This window comes from Stenotrophomonas bentonitica (assembly GCF_002887735.1).
Classification (GTDB): Bacteria; Pseudomonadota; Gammaproteobacteria; order Xanthomonadales; family Xanthomonadaceae; genus Stenotrophomonas; species Stenotrophomonas bentonitica_A.
Window position 1 is genome coordinate 967,097 of record NZ_PKQP01000001.1, and the last position, 15,582, is coordinate 982,678.

The window sequence follows — 15,582 nt, forward strand, 5'->3', positions numbered from 1 at the left end:
GAGCGTACCCGAAAAATTCATGGAAAGTTCACAATTGTGTCTCATAACGATGCTAGGTCCCATTTGATAAAAATATGCAAAAGGTCACTTGGCAAGGCGCCCCGCTCCCGGCTAGCGTCGAGCCATTGTGTCCATGCGGCTTCGGGGAGAACCATGCAGAAGTTGTTGAGCGTCGGCGTTGGCCTGGCGTTGATGTCGATCGTGTCCGCGCCGGCGCCCGCCGCGTCGCGCTTCCTCCAGGATCCCTACCCCAGTACCTATGCGCCGATCGCCTCGGCCCCGGTGTTGATCAGCAATGCCACCGTGCTCACCGGCACCGGCGTGCGCCTGGACAACGCCGATGTGCTGCTGCGCGACGGCCGCATCGCGGCGGTGGGTACCGGCCTCACAGCCCCCGCCGATGCGGTGCGTGTCGATGGCCAGGGCAAGTGGGTGACCCCTGGCATCATCGATGTGCACTCGCACCTGGGCGTGTATCCCAGCCCGGGCGTGAGTGCGCACAGCGACGGCAACGAGATGACCGCACCGGTCACCGCCAATGTCTGGGCCGAGCACTCGGTGTGGCCGCAGGATCCCGGCTTTGCCGCGGCACTGGCCGGCGGCGTGACCTCGATGCAGGTACTGCCCGGCTCGGCCAACCTGGTCGGCGGCCGCGGGGTGACCCTGAAGAACGTACCCGCGACGACCTACCAGTCCATGAAATTCCCCGGTGCGCCGTGGGGCCTGAAGATGGCCTGCGGCGAAAACCCCAAGCGTGTCTACGGTGGCAAGGGCACCGCCCCGGGCACGCGCATGGGCAATGTCGCCGGTTACCGTGCAGCCTTCATCGATGCCAGCGAGTACATCGCCAAGAACACCCCGAAACAGCCGAAAAAGAAGCGCTGGTTCAGCGGTGACGACAAGGGCGACAGTGCCGGCGACAGCGGCGGCAAGCGCGACCTCAAGCTGGATACGCTGGCCGGCGCGATCCAGGGCGATATCCGCGTGCACATCCACTGCTACCGCGCCGATGAGATGGCCACGATGCTGGATCTCTCCAAGGAGTTCGGCTTCAAGATCGCCGCCTTCCATCACGCGGTGGAGGCCTACAAGCTGGCCGACCGGCTCGCCGAGGAAGGCGTGTGCGGTGCGCTGTGGGCCGACTGGTGGGGCTTCAAGATGGAAGCCTTCGATGGCATCCAGGAGAACATCGCGCTGGTCGACCGCCCGGCCAACAGCTGCGCGATCGTGCATTCCGATTCGCCCGAGGGCATCCAGCGCTTGAACCAGGAGGCGGCCAAGGTGATCGCCAACGCACGTCGTGCCGGCATCGAGATCGCCCCGGAGCGGGCCATGATGTGGCTGACCTCCAACGCAGCGCGCTCGCTCGGCGTGGAAACGCAGACCGGCAGCCTGGAGGCCGGCAAGATGGGCGATGTGGTGGTGTGGAACGGCAGTCCTTTCAGCTCCTATGCGCTGGCCGAGAAAGTCTACGTCGATGGCCACCAGGTCTATGACCGCCAGGACGTGAGGCGGCAGCCGCTGTCGGACTTCATGCTTGGCCAGGAGGCACGCCCATGAGCCGCCGCGTCCCGATGCGCCTGCTGCCGCGCGCACTGCTGTTGCTTGCGGGTACCTGCGTAGCGACATCCGTGTCCGCGCAGGACCTGCTGATCCGCAACGCCACCGTACATACCGCCGCGGCGCGCGGCAGCCTGGAGCACAGCGACGTGCTGGTCCAGGGCGGCGTGATCCGCGCCGTCGGTCCGGGCCTGTCGGCGCCGGCCGGCGTGGCCGTGGTCGAGGCGGCGGGCAAGCCACTGACCCCGGCGCTGTTCGGCGGCATCACCGATATCGGCATCGAAGAAGTCTCCGGGGAGTCAGCCACGGTGGACAGCACGCTGAAACTGGACGACCAGCCGCTGCGCCCGGAATTCGACGTGACCCTGGCCTTCAATCCGGACTCGGTGCTGATCCCGGTCGCGCGGCTGGACGGCATCGGCTTCACCCTGCTCGGGGCGAATACCGGCGGCGGCTTCATCGCCGGCCAGGGCGGGGTGGTGCGGCTGGACGGCAGCGCCGATCCGGTCGGCCCGCAGGCGTTGTTCATTCGTCTCGGCGCGTCCGGTGCGGAGCTGACCGGCACTTCGCGCGCCGCGCAATGGATGCTGCTGGAGCAGATGGTCAGCGAAGCACGGGGCCGCGTTCCGGCCGATTCGCCGCATGCCCTGCTGACACCGGCCGGGCGCGCCACGCTGGCGCGTTACCTGGCCGGCCAGGGGCGGATCGTGGTGCAGGTCGACCGCGCCGCCGACATCCGCCAGCTGCTGCGCTGGGCCGGCCGCGAGAAGGTCAAGATCGCCATCGCCGGCGGGGCCGAGGCGTGGCGCCTGGCTCCGCAGCTGGCCCAGGCCGGCGTGCCGGTGTTCGTGGATGGGCTGGGCAACCTGCCGACCAGCTTCGATCAACTCGGCGCGACCCTGCAGAACGCCGCACGCCTGCAGGCGGCCGGCGTGCCGGTCAGCTTCGCCCAGCGCGACGATGCCTCGCACAACGCGCGCAAGATGCGCCAGCTGGCCGGCAATGCGGTCGCCAACGGGCTGCCCTGGGGGGATGGCCTGGCCGGCCTGACCCGGGTGCCGGCACAGGCGCTGGGCGTCGGCGACCGCCTCGGCACCATCGAGCCCGGCAAGCTGGCCGACCTGGTGCTGTGGGAGGGCGATCCGCTGGATGTCGGCCACTATGCCGAGCAGGTCTGGCTGGGGGGCCGCGCGATGCCGATGCGTTCACGCCAGACCGAACTGCGCGACCGCTACCAGGTCCCGGCGTCGAGCGAACCACGCGCATACTCGCGCTGAGCCCCTGCGCAGGGCCGCTGGCTGCGGCGGCCCTGTTTCCGCGCCCCTGTCGTCCTGCAACGTGAGCACCCGATCATGACCCTGCGCTGGTACTTCGATTTCGTCTCACCCTTCGCCTATCTGCACTGGCAACAGCTCAAGGCGTTGCCGCAGTTCAAAAGCATCGCCCCGGTGCCGATCGCCTTGGGCGCGGTACTGCATCACCTGGGCAACCTGGGCCCGGCCGAGATTCCGGCCAAGCGGGTGTTCACCTACCGGCAGGCGTTGTGGCAGGCGCGCAGCGCCGGGGTGACACTGCGCTTTCCGCCGGGCCATCCGTTCAATCCGCTGGCGGCGCTGCGTCTGTGCCTGGCCGCTGGTGCCAGCCACGAGACGGTCGAGATCCTGTTCAACTGGATCTGGCGCGATGGCCACGCCGGCGACAGTGCCGCCGCGCTCGCCCTGCCCGGCGCGATGCTGGACATCGCCGATGTCGCCGCGGCGATTGGCGCACCGTCGGTCAAAGAGGAACTGCGGCGCAACACGGATGCCGCGCTGGCCGCGGGGGTGTTCGGCGTGCCGACGCTGGCGATCGGCAGCGAACTGTTCTGGGGCAACGACGCCCACCCGCTGATGCAGGCGGTGCTGGCCGACCCGGGCCTGCTTGAGCAGGGGGAGTGGGCCCGGATCAAGGACCTGCCGGTAGCGGTGGAACGCAGCCGCTGACGCCCGGCCCCTCTCCCCGGTCAGGCAAGCCGAGCCGTTTTGCGATAGCGTTCACGTTTCCGAACCTACAACCTGCCGGAGGGGCACAGGATGCGCATCGGAATCGTGGTCGACTCTGCGTGCGATCTGCCGCAGGATTTCATTGAACAACACAACATCGTGCTGCTGCCGATCACCGTCCGCATCGGCGAAGCCATGCTGGCCGACCATCGCGACGAACAGGCCACGCTGAGTTTCCTGCATGCCCACGTGGCCGAGCACGGCGCCGAGGCGGAGACCATTCCGTTCAGCGTCAACCAGATCCGGGACCTGTTCCTGGGCAAGCTGGTGATCGACTACGACCATGTCTTCTGCATGACGATCACCAAGACCCGCAGCCCGATCCACGACAACGCGATGCAGGCGAGCTTCGCGATCCTCAACGACTACAAGCCGGTACGGCAGGCGGCAGGGTTCAACTCACCGTTCGCGCTGCGCGTGCTCGATACCCAGAACCTGTTCGCCGCCCAGGGCGTGACCGCGGTGGAAGCGGTGCGCCTGCGCGACAGCGGCGCGAGCGTGCAGCAGATCCGCGAACGGCTGGAACTGCTGGCGCACAATGTGCACGGCTACATGATCACCCGCGATCTGTACTACATGCGCGCCCGCGCACGTCACAAGGGCGATCGCAGCGTAGGGCTGATCAGCGCCGCGCTGGGCAGTGCGCTGGACATCAAGCCGGTGCTGCATGGCTACCGCGGCGAGACCGGGCCGGTGGCCAAGATCAAGGGCTTCGACAACGCCGTGCAGAAGCTGTTCGATTTCGTCGGGCAACGGGTCAAGGCCGGCCTGATGACGCCCACGGTGTGCATCAGCTACGGCGGCGAGCTGGCCGACCTGCGGGCCCTGCCCGGTTATGCCGCGCTGCGTGAGACCTGCCAGGCGCAGGGCGTGGATGTGTTCGAGGCGGTCATGAGCCTGACCGGGATGGTCAACGTGGGCAAGGGCGCGGTAACGATCGGCTTCGCCGACGGCCCGCATGTTTTCAGCGGCTGAGCACACTGGCCAGCCCTGCAGCGGCCATGCCACGATCCGGGCACGGCCGCGGGTTCTGCACGCGGATTCCACCGCGTCTCTGCCAGCCTTGCCGCATTCAATGGAGGTAACCATGCCAGTTAGTTACGACATCAGCCTGCCGGATCCGGCCAAGGCGCGCGGCAACGATCCGGACCTGTCCTTCCGCGCCCAGGGTGCGGCCGGGCTGGCCGAAGAACTCGAGAACGCCCTGCGCACCCCGGTGCTGTTCGACCGCTGGCGCGCCAAGCAGGACGATCCCGACGCGGTCGACCCGCAGTGGGGCGCGACCGATCCGGCCGCCACCGTGACCGGCGCGCAGGATGATCTGCGCATCAACCTCTGCGCCACCACCAGCATCGACAGCGACGTGTTCAAGCAGCGCCTGCGCATGCTGGCCGGCAGTCACTGGGAACTGCGCAACGTGCGTTGAGCCATGTTGCCCGGCCCGCTGGCAGCCGACGCGCTGCCAGCGCGGGTCACGCCTACCCCCACATCGCGCCAGCCGCCACCCAGCGCGCGATACAGATCCACCCGTGCGATCGCAGCCGCCGCCTGGCTGTCAGCCAGCGCGGCCTGGTTGTCCAGCGCGATGCGCTGGGTGGTAAGCACGTCCAGCATGTCCACCACGCCCGCCTGGTATTGGCGCCGCGCCGCGTCCAGTGCGCGTTCGCTCTGGTCCACCGCAACCTGCAGCGCGGCCCCGCGCTGCTGCTCGGCGGCGTAGCCATCGATCGCATCGTCTACTTCGTGCCAAGCCTGCAGCACGGTGCGCTGGAACTGCAGCCCCGCCTGTTGTTGCTGCAGCCGGCTCAGCGCGAGGTTGGCCTTGAGCCGGCCGCCCTGGAAGATCGGCAGGCTGATCGACGGCCCGATGCTGAAGCGGTGCGCGTTCCAGCCATCCAGATCGTCCAGCTGCTGCGCCTGGTAGCCGATGTCGCCGTTGAGGGTGATCCGTGGCAGGAAGCTGGCCTTGGCCACGCCGATCGAGGCGGTGGCCGCATGCAGGGCCGCTTCGGCGCGCCGGATGTCCGGGCGGCGCTCGGCCAGTTCGCTGGGCAGTCCGGTGGCCATGGTGGGCAATACCGGCCAGTCGCGGCGGATGTCGGCCAAGCGCGCATCCAGCGCCTGCGGAGGTTGGGCCAGCAGCATCGCCAAGGCATTGCGTAGCTGCGCATCACGGTGCCGCAGCGGTGCCAGGCGCGCCTCCAGCGCTGCCACCTGGGCGGCGGCACTGGCCACCTGCAGGGTGCTGGCCACGCCCTGCGTTTGACGGACGCGGGTCAATCGCGCGATGTCGCGTGCAATGCGCAGGTTGTCCTCGGTAATGGCCAACAGCTGGCGGGTCGCACGCAGCTGCAGGTAGTCACGTGCAGTTTCGGCCAGCACGGCGGTCTGCACCGCATGGGCGTCCTCATCGGCTATCTGGATGCGCGCATCGGCTGCCTCCACCTGGCGCCGCATGCGGCCCCACAGGTCCAGCTCCCAGCTCATGCCGATACCGGCCTGGAACAGGCCATAATCCTCCCGCCCGCCGTTGCCGGACGGATCGTTGAGGCCCATTTCGCTGTTGCGTGCGCGCACGCCGCTGGCGCTGGCACTCACCGCGGGCGCGCGGTCGGCGGCGATGACGCCGCGCGCGGCACGGCTCTGCTGCACGCGGTTGGCGGCCAGCTGGATGTCCAGGTTGGCCTGCAGCGCCTGCGCGGCCAACGCGGCCAGGGTGGGATCCTCGAAGCCGGCCCACCACTGTGCATCGCTGGCCAGGGCGTCCGCGCTGACCGCCGCGCCCTGCCAGCCGGCGGGTAGCTGCGCGGTCGGGCGCACAAAGTTGGGGCCCAGCGTGCACCCCGTCAACGCCGCACACAGCGCGCCCAGCGAAAGCGCGCGCCACGCTGCCTTGCCGGTCATGCGCCCTCTCCTTCCAGGCCGCGATGGCCGCTGTCCAGGTCGACGCTGGCCTCCACCGACATGCCCGCGCGCAGCTGGCCGAGCAACGGCTGGTCCTTGTCGAGCACGATCTTCACCGGCACCCGCTGCACCACCTTGGTGAAGTTGCCGGTGGCGTTTTCCGGGGCCACCGCCGCGAAGGTCACGCCCGTGGCCGGGGCGATGCTGTCGATGTGGCCGCGCAATGGCTGGCCGGGAAACATGTCCACCTGCAGGTCCACCACCTGCCCGGCGTGCATGCGGGTGAGCTGGGTTTCCTGGAAGTTGGCCACCACGAACGCCTGTTGCAGCGGCACCACCGCCAGCACCGCCGTGCCCGGCGTGAGGTAGGCGCCCACGCGGATCGCGCGACGGCCGACCATGCCATCGATCGGCGCGCGCAGTTCGGTGTGCGACAGGTCCAGTTCGGCCCGCGCCTGCGCCGCTTCGGCGCGTTGCACCGCCGCCTGCGCGGCCTGCACGCCAGCAGTGAGAATGCCGGTGCGCTGGCGTGCGGTCAGCAGCGCCGCCCGGCCCTGGTGCAGGTGCGCACTGGCCACGGCCTGGCGTGACTGTGCCTGCTGCGCGTTCTGCACGGTGCCCGCACCGTCGCGGGCCAGCGCGCCGTACCGATGCTGGTCGGCCTGGGCCATAGTCAGTTCGGACTGGCTCACATCCAGCGTGGCGCGTGCTTGGTCGATCAATGAATCCTGCTGGGCCAGCGCGGCCTGCGCATTGGCCAGCTGCGCGCGCGCATTGGCCAGGTCGGCACGCGCGGCGGTCAGGGCCACCTGGTAGTCGCGGTCATCGATGCGGGCCAGCACGTCGCCGGCCTTGACCGACTGGTTGTCGGCCACGCGCACCTCGCTGACGAAGCCAGCGATCTTCGGCGCGACCACGGTGAAGTCCGCGGTGACATAGGCATTGTTGGTGGTTTGATGGCGGCCGTCGCGCAGCAGCCACCAGGCACCGCCAGCGAACAGCAGCAGGCCGGCGGCGATGACGAAGGGAACGGAGTTGCGATGCAGGGACACGGGGGAGTTCCTTGGATTCAAGCCACGGCACGTGGCGGATGGATGCGTGTGGGCAACCACGGAATCAGCGCGATCAGCGCCACCGCCACCCACGCCACGATGAGATAGAGATCGGCCGAGGTCAGCGCCACCACCTGCGCATGCAGACGCGCGCCCAGCCCGGGTGCGGCGCCCGCGTCAAACCAGGGTGCGTTGCCGATCCGGTCGACCAGCGCGGTCGAGTGCAGATGGCTGCGCGCGGTGGTGACCGCCTCGAGCAGGCCACCGGCGAGGACCGCGGCGAAGCCTTTGACGGTGTTGAACCATGCTGAAGCGAAGGGGCCATCGGTCGGCGCCAGGCTGCCGGTGGCGAGCATCAGCAGCGGTAGCACCGCCATCGGCTGGGCGATGACCTGGATCACCTGCAGCCACACGAAGTTGTCGCGGTGCCAATCGGTGGTCAGCTGCGCGCCCAGGCCACAGGCCAACGCCAGCAGGCCCAGGCCGATCGCCTGCACCCAGCGGCTGTCCACCCGGCGCTGGTTGAGCAGGGTCGCCACCAGCGGCAGCGCGATCAGCTGCGGCAGCGCGACCCACAGCAGCATCGGCGCGGTCTGCAGCGGCCGGTAGCCCTGCACCTTGGCCAGGAAGCTGGAGGGAATCATGATCACCGCCAGCAGCACGAACAGCACGCCACCGAGGGTGATCAGCGCGTAGCTCAGATTGCGGTTGGCCAGCAGCTGCAGCTTGAAGAACGGCAGCGGGTGCGACCATTCGTTGTAGAGGAACAACGCCAGCAGTCCGCTGCCGCCACCGAGCAGCAGGCAGATCAACGGCGAGGCGAACCAATCCAGGCGCGGGCCCTGCACCAGCCCGATCACCAGCATCACCAGCGCCGGAAACCCGAGTGCCAGGCCGACACCGTTGAACTGCGCGAACCGTTCAAGACGCAGTGGATCCTGTGGCAGCCCCCAGGCCACCATGCCCAGCGCGGCCAGGCACCACGGCACGATCTGCCAGAACGCCCACTGCCAGCCCACGAACTCCACCCACAGGGCCGCCATCGGCGTGCCCAGGCTCGGCCCGAAGGTCGCGGTCAGCGCGTAACCGGCCAGGCCGTACAGCTTGATGCCCGGCGGCAGGAAACGCAGCGCCACGCTCATCAGCAGCGGCGGCAGCGCCCCACCGGCCAGGCCCTGCAGCGCACGCAGGATCAGGAACGAGGGCAGGTCCGGCGCGAACGGGCACACCACGCCCAGCACCATGAAGGCACCGATCATCACCATCGCAAAGCGGCGCAGCGAGAAGGTCACCGCACACCACGGTGCGAACGCCATCGCACTGACCGACATCGCCGTGTACAGCGCGATGATCCAGCTGCCGTCATCGACGCTGAAGCCCATCGCACCCCGGATGTCGGCCAGCGCTACCTTCGTGACGTTTTCGTTGATGCCCGAGATCAGCACGGCCAACAACACACCGCACAGGCCGACCACCAGGCGCAGGCCGAACGCCGTCTGCGCCGGCAGTGCAGCCGGTGCAGCAGGCGCCATCGGCAGCGGCGCGGGCACGGCAGTCATCGTGCACCGCCGGCGGGCGGATGGGGCAGTGGGAACAACAGGGACATGGGGCCACTCCACGACGGGGAGCGGCAGTCTAGGCAGGGCCGATGTTGCGAAAAATGCTGCGTCGGCCATCGCTGGCGTGCGTCACGCGCACGCCTCGCCGGTCGCCTTGCGGGTGGACCTGGCCGTTGCCGGTCAGGCCTGCGTGGGCTCCGCGTCGCACATCGCCTTGATGCTGCGGCGCAGCCAGCGATGCGCCAGGTCGCTGTCCAGGCGGGGATGCCATGCCTGCACGACAATCGCGCTACGCACCGGAATCGGCAGCTCGAACAGGCGCAGCGGAACCCCGAGGCGTTCCAGCCGGGCCAGCATCACGCTGGGCATCTGCGGCAGGATCAGGTCCGAATCGGCTGCGGCGAAGATCGCCGAGTGGAAGGTCGGCATGATCTGCGCGACCCGCCGGCTCAGGCCCAGCGCCTCCAGATCCTCATCGATCGGGCCATACCAACGGCCACGCCGCGATACGGCAATGTGGTCGAAGGCCACGAAGCGCTCGGCGGTGATCTCCCCGGCAAAGATCGGGTGGGCCTCGTGCGCGGCACCGAAGAACGAGGTGCTGAACAGGTTCTGCACCTTGGTATCGGCACTGAGTTTGCCGGCGGCGCTGATGTGCAGATCGATCCGGCCCTGCTCCATTGCGTCGTCATCGCCATCGCCCTCGGGGACGAAGCGCAGCACCGAACACGGCGCCTGCGCCTTGAACAGTTCGCGCATCCGCCCACCGTAGGTGCCGACGAACACATCATTGGCGCGGATGCTGAAGGTGCGCTCCAGCGTCATCATGTCGACCTCGCGGCCGGCGTTGAACACCAGGTGTGCCTGCTCGATCACCCCACGCACCTGCTCGCGCAGCTGCAGCGCGCGCGGGGTCGGGGCCAGCCCGCGGCCGGCACGGACCAGCACCGGATCGCCGAGCGCCTCGCGGATGCGGCCCAGGGTGCGGCTCATCGCTGGGCACTGAGGTTCATCCGCCGCGCCGCACCCACGACGCTGCCCTCCTCGATCAGGGCATCCAGGGCGATGAGCAGGTTCAGATCGGGCATGGTCACGGCAGTATCACCTTCAACGTGTGGCGGTGACTTTACTGCAATCCAAACCCCCTATTCGTGCGTTGCACGCACTACTCGCCTGCGGCACACGGCATGGGTCCAGTGCGGGCAGTAGGCGACCCTAGCGGCCCCTCTTCCGAGAATGCCGATGTTCACCAAGATCCTCGTTGCCCTGGATGGCGGCCCCCAGCATGCGCAGGTACTGGAGCTGGCGGCCTCATTGGCCGGCCCTGCCTCGCGCCTGCACCTGCTGTGCGTGCTGGACCCGGCCTTCGCGCTGGCCGACGACGCACCCCGTGCCGAGCACGCCGAGTATCCGGCCGCCGACGCCCAGGTCCACCAGGCCGAACAGCTGCTTTCCAACGCGCTGGGCCGCCTGCGCGAGCGCGGCATCGATGGCCTCGGGCATCACCCGGCCGGCGAACCGGCGCAGGTGATCTGCGACCATGCCCGCCAGCACGGCTGCGACCTGATCGTCATCGGCCACCGCCACCTGTCGCGGCTGGAGCGCCTGCTGGATCGCTCGGTCGGGCAATGGACGGTGGACCATGCGCCGTGCCCGGTGCTGGTGGAAGTGCGCGGCGGCGAGGCCTGAGCGGGGCACGCCGAGTAAGGCGCCACGCCCAGGCACGCGCTCCCGGGCCGTGCCGGGTCCCCTTGCCCGGCCCGGTTCGGCGCGTGTCGCCGCCGCCCAGCGGCGGGTCCACCGGTGTGCCTCAGGCGTACAGCGCCTTGGCGTGGTGCGCGATGTGCTCGCCGATGAAGCTGCTGATGAAGTAATAGCTGTGGTCGTAACCGGGCTGCAGGCGCAGCGTCAGCGGATGACCGGCCGCCGTGCAGGCGGCCTGCAGCCATTGCGGCTGCAGCTGGTTGTCGAGGAACTCATCGCCACCGCCCTGGTCGACCAGCAATGGCAGGCGCTCGGTGGCCGTGGCCACCAGTTCGCTGGCATCCCAGGCCGCCCAGCTGGCGCGGTCCTCGCCCAGGTAGGCAGTGAACGCTTTCTGGCCCCACGGCACGCGCGTCGGCGCGACGATCGGCGAAAACGCCGACACGCTTTTGTAGCGGCGGGGATTCTTCAATGCGATCACCAGCGCACCGTGGCCCCCCATCGAGTGGCCGCTGATGCTGCGCGCGCCTGTGGTCGGGAAATGCGCGTCGATCAGGGCCGGCAGTTCGTCCACCACGTAGTCGTACATGCGGTAGTGCGCCGCCCACGGCTGCTCGGTGGCGTTCAGATAGAAACCAGCGCCCTTGCCCAGGTCGTAGCCTTCGGCATCGGCGACGTCATCGCCGCGCGGGCTGGTGTCCGGCGCAACCAGGATCACGCCGTGCTCGGCGGCATAGCGCTGCGCGCCGGCCTTGGTAATGAAGTTCTGTTCGTTGCAGGTCAGCCCGCTCAGCCAGTACAGCACCGGCAGCTTCTGCGTGGCCGCCTGCGGCGGCAGGTAGACGGCGACATTCATCTCGCAGCCCAGCACCTGCGAGGCATGGCGGTACACGTCCTGCCAACCGCCGGAGGCGGCGCGGTGTTCGATGCGTTCCATGGGGATTCTCCGTAGGGGCGGCGCGGATCGCGCGCCGCCCGTGGTAGCTCAGAAATGCACGACCGAGCGGATCGACTTGCCTTCGTGCATCAGGTCGAACGCATCGTTGATCTCGTCCAGGCCCATCGTGTGGGTCACGAACGGCGCCAGTTCGATATCGCCCTTCATGGCGTCTTCGACCATGCCCGGCAGCTGGCTGCGGCCCTTGACACCACCGAAGGCGGTGCCCTTCCACGAGCGGCCGGTAACCAGCTGGAACGGACGGGTCGAGATTTCCTGGCCCGAGCCGGCCACACCGATCACCACCGACTGGCCCCAGCCACGGTGCGCGCATTCCAGCGCGGCGCGCATCACGTTGACGTTGCCGATGCATTCAAACGTATGGTCCACGCCCCACGTGGTCATCTCCACGATGACCTGCTGGATCGGCTTGTCATGGTCCTTCGGGTTGATGCAGTCGGTCGCACCGAACTGCTTGGCCAGTTCGAACTTGGACGGGTTGGTGTCGATGGCGAAGATGCGGCCGGCCTTGGCCTGGCGCGCGCCCTGGATGACCGCCAGGCCGATGCCGCCCAGCCCGAACACGGCCACCGAATCGCCTTCCTGCACTTTGGCGGTGTTGTGCACCGCGCCGATGCCGGTGGTGACGCCGCAGCCCAGCAGGCACACGTGTTCCGGGTTCGCCTCGGGGTTGATCTTGGCCAGCGAGACCTCGGCCACCACGGTGTACTCGCTGAAGGTGGAGCAGCCCATGTAGTGGTAGATCGGCTCGCCGTTGTAGCTGAAGCGGGTCGTGCCATCGGGCATCACGCCCTTGCCCTGGGTGGCGCGCACGGCCACGCACAGGTTGGTCTTGCCGCTCTTGCAGAACAGGCACTCGCCGCACTCGGCGGTGTACAGGGGGATCACGTGGTCGCCCGGCTTGACGCTGGTGACGCCCTCGCCCACTTCCACCACGATGCCGGCGCCTTCATGGCCCAGCACGGCAGGGAACAGGCCTTCCGGATCATCGCCGGACAGGGTGAACGCATCGGTGTGGCAGACGCCGGTGTGGGTGATCTTGACCAGCACTTCGCCCTTCTGCGGCGGAGCGACGTCGATCTCGACGATCTTCAACGGTTCGCCAGCGGCGAAGGCAACGGCAGCACGGGATTTCATGGGGAGCACTCCAAGGCAGGGAACAAGACAGGTGCGCGCGCGGGTAGCCGCACGCTTATTTCAGGTAGGAACGGATCAGCGCGCTCATGTCGCGCACACGCTCGGCGCGCTGCGCATCGGACTGCGCCGGCTGGCCGAATTCTTCACGCAGGTGGGCTTCCATCACTTCGGACATCAACCCGTTGACCGCACCGCGGATCGCCGCGATCTGCTGCAGCACCGGCCCGCACTCGGCCCCGGCATCCAGTGCCCGATCCAGCGCATCGCACTGGCCGCGGATGCGACGCACGCGGGCCAGGACCTTCTTCTTTTCTTCCGGGGAGTGCGGCACGCGCGAATGACCAGAGAACTATACTGGGGGATAGTATACACAACCGGTCGCCCGCCCGGCTCAGTCGAACGCACCGGCATCGGCCAGTGTCGCCAGCGCATCCACCACGTAGCGCACCTTCGGCCGCAGGTGCCGGGTCTGCGGCCATAGCGCGTGGATCTCCACATGGTGCTGCATGCAGTGGCCCAGCACCTGCTGCAACGCGCCCGACTGCAGGTGCCGCTTCACCAGGAAGTGCGGCATCTGGCAGATGCCCAGGCCGGCGATGGCCGCTTCGATCACGGCATCGCCATCGTTGAGCTGGTGGGTGCCGCTGGGAATGAAGCGCGCTTGCCCGGCGTCTTCTCCGATCCGCCACGCCACCGGCTGTCCATACCGATAGCCGACGATGCTGCGATGCGCATGCAGGTCGTCCACGGTGGCGGGCGTGCCGTGCCTGTCCAGGTAGGCCGGCGAGGCGCAGGTGATCAACTGCTGGGTGCCCAGCCGTCGTGCAACCAGGTGCTGGGCCTGGTCCAGCCCACCGAACCGGATCAGCAGGTCGATGCCCTCTTCGACCGGGTCCACGAAGTGGTCGGTGAAGGTCATGGTGAGCTGCAGTTCGGGGTGTTCGGCACAGATGCGCAGCAGCACCGGCAGGATCATCAGCCGCCCGAACGAGGACGGCATGTCGATGCGCAGGCGGCCTGCCGGCAGGTGCGAGGCCGAGCCCAGGCACGCCTCGGCCGAGGCGATCTCTTCCAGCGCGGTGGCGCAGGAGGCGAAGTAGGCCTGGCCATCGGCGGTGAGCGAAATGCGCCGCGTGGTGCGATGGAACAGCCGCACACCCAGACGCTCTTCCAGCCGCGCGATCGCCTTGCCGACCGCCGAGCGCGAGATTCCCAGGGTCTCGGCCGCTTCGGTGAACGTGGCCGAGCGCGCCGTGGTGACGAAGGTGACCAGCCCATTCAACGATTCCACTGGCAGCATCACCGCGCTCCATTGGGGACACAATGTCCCACTTGCTGGGAAATTGAAGTCCTTTATGTGCCTCCAGGTCAACCCTATCTTGAAGGGGTCGCGCCGCTGGCGCCCCCTTCCCCACGAGTTCGCCTTATGACCGCCCTGCTCTTCCAGCCCTACGACCTCGCCGGTACCCCCCTGCGCAACCGCATCGCGATGGCGCCGATGACCCGCGCACGCAACCCCGGCACCGTGGCCAACGCCCTCACCGCGCAGTACTACCGGCAGCGCGCCAGTGCCGGGCTGATCATCAGCGAAGGCACCCCGGTGTCGCCGCAGGGCCAGGGCTACATCGACGTGCCGGGCATGTGGTCGGCCGAACAGGTGGAGGGCTGGAAGCCGGTCACCGCTGCCGTGCATGCCGAAGGGGGCGTCATCTTCGCCCAGCTCTGGCACGTGGGCCGCATGTCGCACGCCTCACTGCAGCCCGACGGCGGCCAGCCGGTCAGCGCGGGCACCCGCCCGGTGGCCAGCGACCCGAAGAGCAGCGCCTTCGTGTACCGCGAGGACGGCAGCCGTGGTCAGGCCGATCCGACCCCGCCGCGTGCCCTGCGCACCGACGAGCTGCCCGGCATCGTCGACGATTTCGCGCGCGCGGCCGACAACGCGATCGCCGCCGGTTTCGACGGTATCGAACTGCACGCGGCCAACGGCTACCTGTTCGAACAGTTCCTCAACCCGGTCACCAATGACCGCACCGACGGCTACGGCGGCACGCTGCAGAACCGCGCGCGGCTGATCCTGGAGACCGTCGATGCGATGGCCGCGCGGATCGGGGCGCACCGCGTCGGCGTGCGGCTGGCACCGAACAACCTGCAGTTCGACATGCCCGAGTACGTCGGCAACGAAGCGGCGTATCTGTACCTGGCGCAGGAACTGGGCAAGCGCGGCCTGGCCTACGTGCACCTCAACGACAACCATGCACGGGGCGTGTCGGTCCTGAGCGAGGCGTTCCTGCGCACGTTCAAGCAGAGCTACGGTGGCACCCTGATCCTGGCGGGCAGCCTCACCCGCGAGCGCGCGCTGCGACTGGTGGACGAGGGCATCATCGATCTGGCGGCGTTCGGCCAGCCGTTCATCGCCAACCCGGACCTGGTGGCGCGGCTGGAGCGCGATGTGGCGCTGGCGGTGCCGGATCGGGCCACGTATTACGGCGGTGGTGCGGAGGGGTATACCGACTATCCGGTTGCCGGCTGATCATGGGGCCGGCGCGGGCGTGGTGATTCCGTGGGTGCGTGCAGCCATCCATGGGGTGGCTCTACCCGTGCCCCGCCGGCGGTAGCAACTGTGTTGCTGGAGGAGCTTCAGCCCCCCAGCGGACGGGCATGGTAGT

14 protein-coding genes and 1 pseudogene are annotated in these 15,582 nt (G+C 68.5%); 7 read left to right on the forward strand and 8 right to left on the reverse strand.

The genetic code is table 11. The features are described from left to right. Positions 1-153: 153 nt before the first annotated feature. The 5 genes from C0R07_RS04220 to C0R07_RS04240 all read left to right on the forward strand — a co-directional run bounded on the left by C0R07_RS04220 (position 154) and on the right by C0R07_RS04240 (position 5,028). Positions 154-1,560: an amidohydrolase gene (locus tag C0R07_RS04220; protein WP_070425916.1), complete on the forward strand. Its 1,407-nt coding sequence runs from the start codon at positions 154-156 to the stop codon at positions 1,558-1,560. 14 nt (positions 1,561-1,574) lie between these two features. Continuing rightward, complete coding sequence (locus C0R07_RS04225) at positions 1,575-2,837, forward strand: amidohydrolase family protein (RefSeq protein ID WP_428991894.1); 1,263 nt, start codon at positions 1,575-1,577, stop codon at positions 2,835-2,837. Between the two features lie 72 nt (positions 2,838-2,909). Beyond that, on the forward strand, positions 2,910-3,542 hold the full coding sequence (locus C0R07_RS04230; RefSeq protein WP_102788230.1) for a 2-hydroxychromene-2-carboxylate isomerase: 633 nt from the start codon (positions 2,910-2,912) through the stop codon (positions 3,540-3,542). Between the two features lie 90 nt (positions 3,543-3,632). Beyond that, positions 3,633-4,577 carry a DegV family protein gene (locus C0R07_RS04235; protein ID WP_102788231.1) on the forward strand — a complete coding sequence of 315 codons (945 nt, stop codon included), beginning with the start codon at positions 3,633-3,635 and terminating at the stop codon, positions 4,575-4,577. Positions 4,578-4,689: 112 nt separating this feature from the next. Then, on the forward strand, positions 4,690-5,028 hold the full coding sequence (locus tag C0R07_RS04240; protein WP_102788232.1) for a hypothetical protein: 339 nt from the start codon (positions 4,690-4,692) through the stop codon (positions 5,026-5,028). Here C0R07_RS04240 and C0R07_RS04245 read toward each other — a convergent pair. From C0R07_RS04245 to C0R07_RS04260, 4 genes and pseudogenes are all read right to left on the reverse strand, one after another. Further along, complete coding sequence (locus C0R07_RS04245) at positions 5,001-6,506, reverse strand: efflux transporter outer membrane subunit (RefSeq protein WP_254427771.1); 1,506 nt, start codon at positions 6,504-6,506, stop codon at positions 5,001-5,003. The two genes, C0R07_RS04240 and C0R07_RS04245, sit on opposite strands and share 28 nt — an antisense overlap. Next, on the reverse strand, positions 6,503-7,558 hold the full coding sequence (locus C0R07_RS04250; RefSeq protein ID WP_102788233.1) for an HlyD family secretion protein: 1,056 nt from the start codon (positions 7,556-7,558) through the stop codon (positions 6,503-6,505). Before C0R07_RS04250 ends, C0R07_RS04245 begins: the two co-directional genes overlap by 4 nt. 17 nt (positions 7,559-7,575) lie before the next feature. After that, a complete protein-coding gene (locus C0R07_RS04255) occupies positions 7,576-9,117 on the reverse strand; it encodes an MFS transporter (protein ID WP_174704340.1) in 1,542 nt (513 codons plus the stop codon). Between the two features lie 180 nt (positions 9,118-9,297). After that, a pseudogene (locus tag C0R07_RS04260) lies at positions 9,298-10,211 on the reverse strand (LysR family transcriptional regulator). A 148-nt stretch (positions 10,212-10,359) separates the two neighbouring features. On the opposite strand from C0R07_RS04260, the gene C0R07_RS04265 reads away from it, so the two are divergent. Continuing rightward, positions 10,360-10,806, forward strand: coding sequence for a universal stress protein (locus C0R07_RS04265; RefSeq protein WP_102788234.1), 447 nt, complete (start codon positions 10,360-10,362; stop codon positions 10,804-10,806). Between the two features lie 121 nt (positions 10,807-10,927). Here C0R07_RS04265 and fghA read toward each other — a convergent pair whose 3' ends face one another. Genes fghA through C0R07_RS04285 form a run of 4 tightly spaced genes read right to left on the reverse strand, consistent with a single transcriptional unit; the run spans position 10,928 to position 14,216 of the window. Continuing rightward, positions 10,928-11,758, reverse strand: coding sequence for an S-formylglutathione hydrolase (gene fghA, locus C0R07_RS04270; RefSeq protein WP_102788235.1), 831 nt, complete (start codon positions 11,756-11,758; stop codon positions 10,928-10,930). A 48-nt stretch (positions 11,759-11,806) separates the two neighbouring features. Beyond that, the gene (locus tag C0R07_RS04275; protein ID WP_102788236.1) at positions 11,807-12,916 is read right to left on the reverse strand and encodes an S-(hydroxymethyl)glutathione dehydrogenase/class III alcohol dehydrogenase; all 1,110 of its coding nucleotides are present in this window, start codon (positions 12,914-12,916) and stop codon (positions 11,807-11,809) included. 55 nt (positions 12,917-12,971) lie between these two features. Next, on the reverse strand, positions 12,972-13,247 hold the full coding sequence (locus tag C0R07_RS04280; protein WP_038691827.1) for a metal/formaldehyde-sensitive transcriptional repressor: 276 nt from the start codon (positions 13,245-13,247) through the stop codon (positions 12,972-12,974). A 60-nt stretch (positions 13,248-13,307) separates the two neighbouring features. Beyond that, positions 13,308-14,216 carry a LysR substrate-binding domain-containing protein gene (locus C0R07_RS04285; protein ID WP_102788237.1) on the reverse strand — a complete coding sequence of 303 codons (909 nt, stop codon included), beginning with the start codon at positions 14,214-14,216 and terminating at the stop codon, positions 13,308-13,310. A gap of 126 nt (positions 14,217-14,342) precedes the next feature. Between C0R07_RS04285 and C0R07_RS04290 the strand changes: the two genes are divergently transcribed. Then, a complete protein-coding gene (locus C0R07_RS04290; protein ID WP_102788238.1) occupies positions 14,343-15,446 on the forward strand; it encodes an alkene reductase in 1,104 nt (367 codons plus the stop codon). The last annotated feature ends 136 nt before the right edge of the window (positions 15,447-15,582 follow it).

Excerpts from the sequence above, each read along its gene's own strand:
- C0R07_RS04220 (WP_070425916.1), top strand. The coding sequence starts at position 154 with ATGCAGAAGTTGTTGAGCGTCGGCGTTGGCCTGGCGTTGATGTCGATC.
- C0R07_RS04225 (WP_428991894.1), top strand. The coding sequence starts at position 1,575 with ATGCGCCTGCTGCCGCGCGCACTGCTGTTGCTTGCGGGTACCTGCGTA.
- C0R07_RS04235 (WP_102788231.1), top strand. The coding sequence starts at position 3,633 with ATGCGCATCGGAATCGTGGTCGACTCTGCGTGCGATCTGCCGCAGGAT.
- C0R07_RS04240 (WP_102788232.1), top strand. The coding sequence starts at position 4,690 with ATGCCAGTTAGTTACGACATCAGCCTGCCGGATCCGGCCAAGGCGCGC.
- C0R07_RS04245 (WP_254427771.1), bottom strand. The coding sequence starts at position 6,506 with ATGACCGGCAAGGCAGCGTGGCGCGCGCTTTCGCTGGGCGCGCTGTGT.
- C0R07_RS04255 (WP_174704340.1), bottom strand. The coding sequence starts at position 9,117 with ATGACTGCCGTGCCCGCGCCGCTGCCGATGGCGCCTGCTGCACCGGCT.
- C0R07_RS04265 (WP_102788234.1), top strand. The coding sequence starts at position 10,360 with ATGTTCACCAAGATCCTCGTTGCCCTGGATGGCGGCCCCCAGCATGCG.
- fghA (WP_102788235.1), bottom strand. The coding sequence starts at position 11,758 with ATGGAACGCATCGAACACCGCGCCGCCTCCGGCGGTTGGCAGGACGTG.
- C0R07_RS04275 (WP_102788236.1), bottom strand. The coding sequence starts at position 12,916 with ATGAAATCCCGTGCTGCCGTTGCCTTCGCCGCTGGCGAACCGTTGAAG.
- C0R07_RS04285 (WP_102788237.1), bottom strand. The coding sequence starts at position 14,216 with ATGCTGCCAGTGGAATCGTTGAATGGGCTGGTCACCTTCGTCACCACG.
- C0R07_RS04290 (WP_102788238.1), top strand. The coding sequence starts at position 14,343 with ATGACCGCCCTGCTCTTCCAGCCCTACGACCTCGCCGGTACCCCCCTG.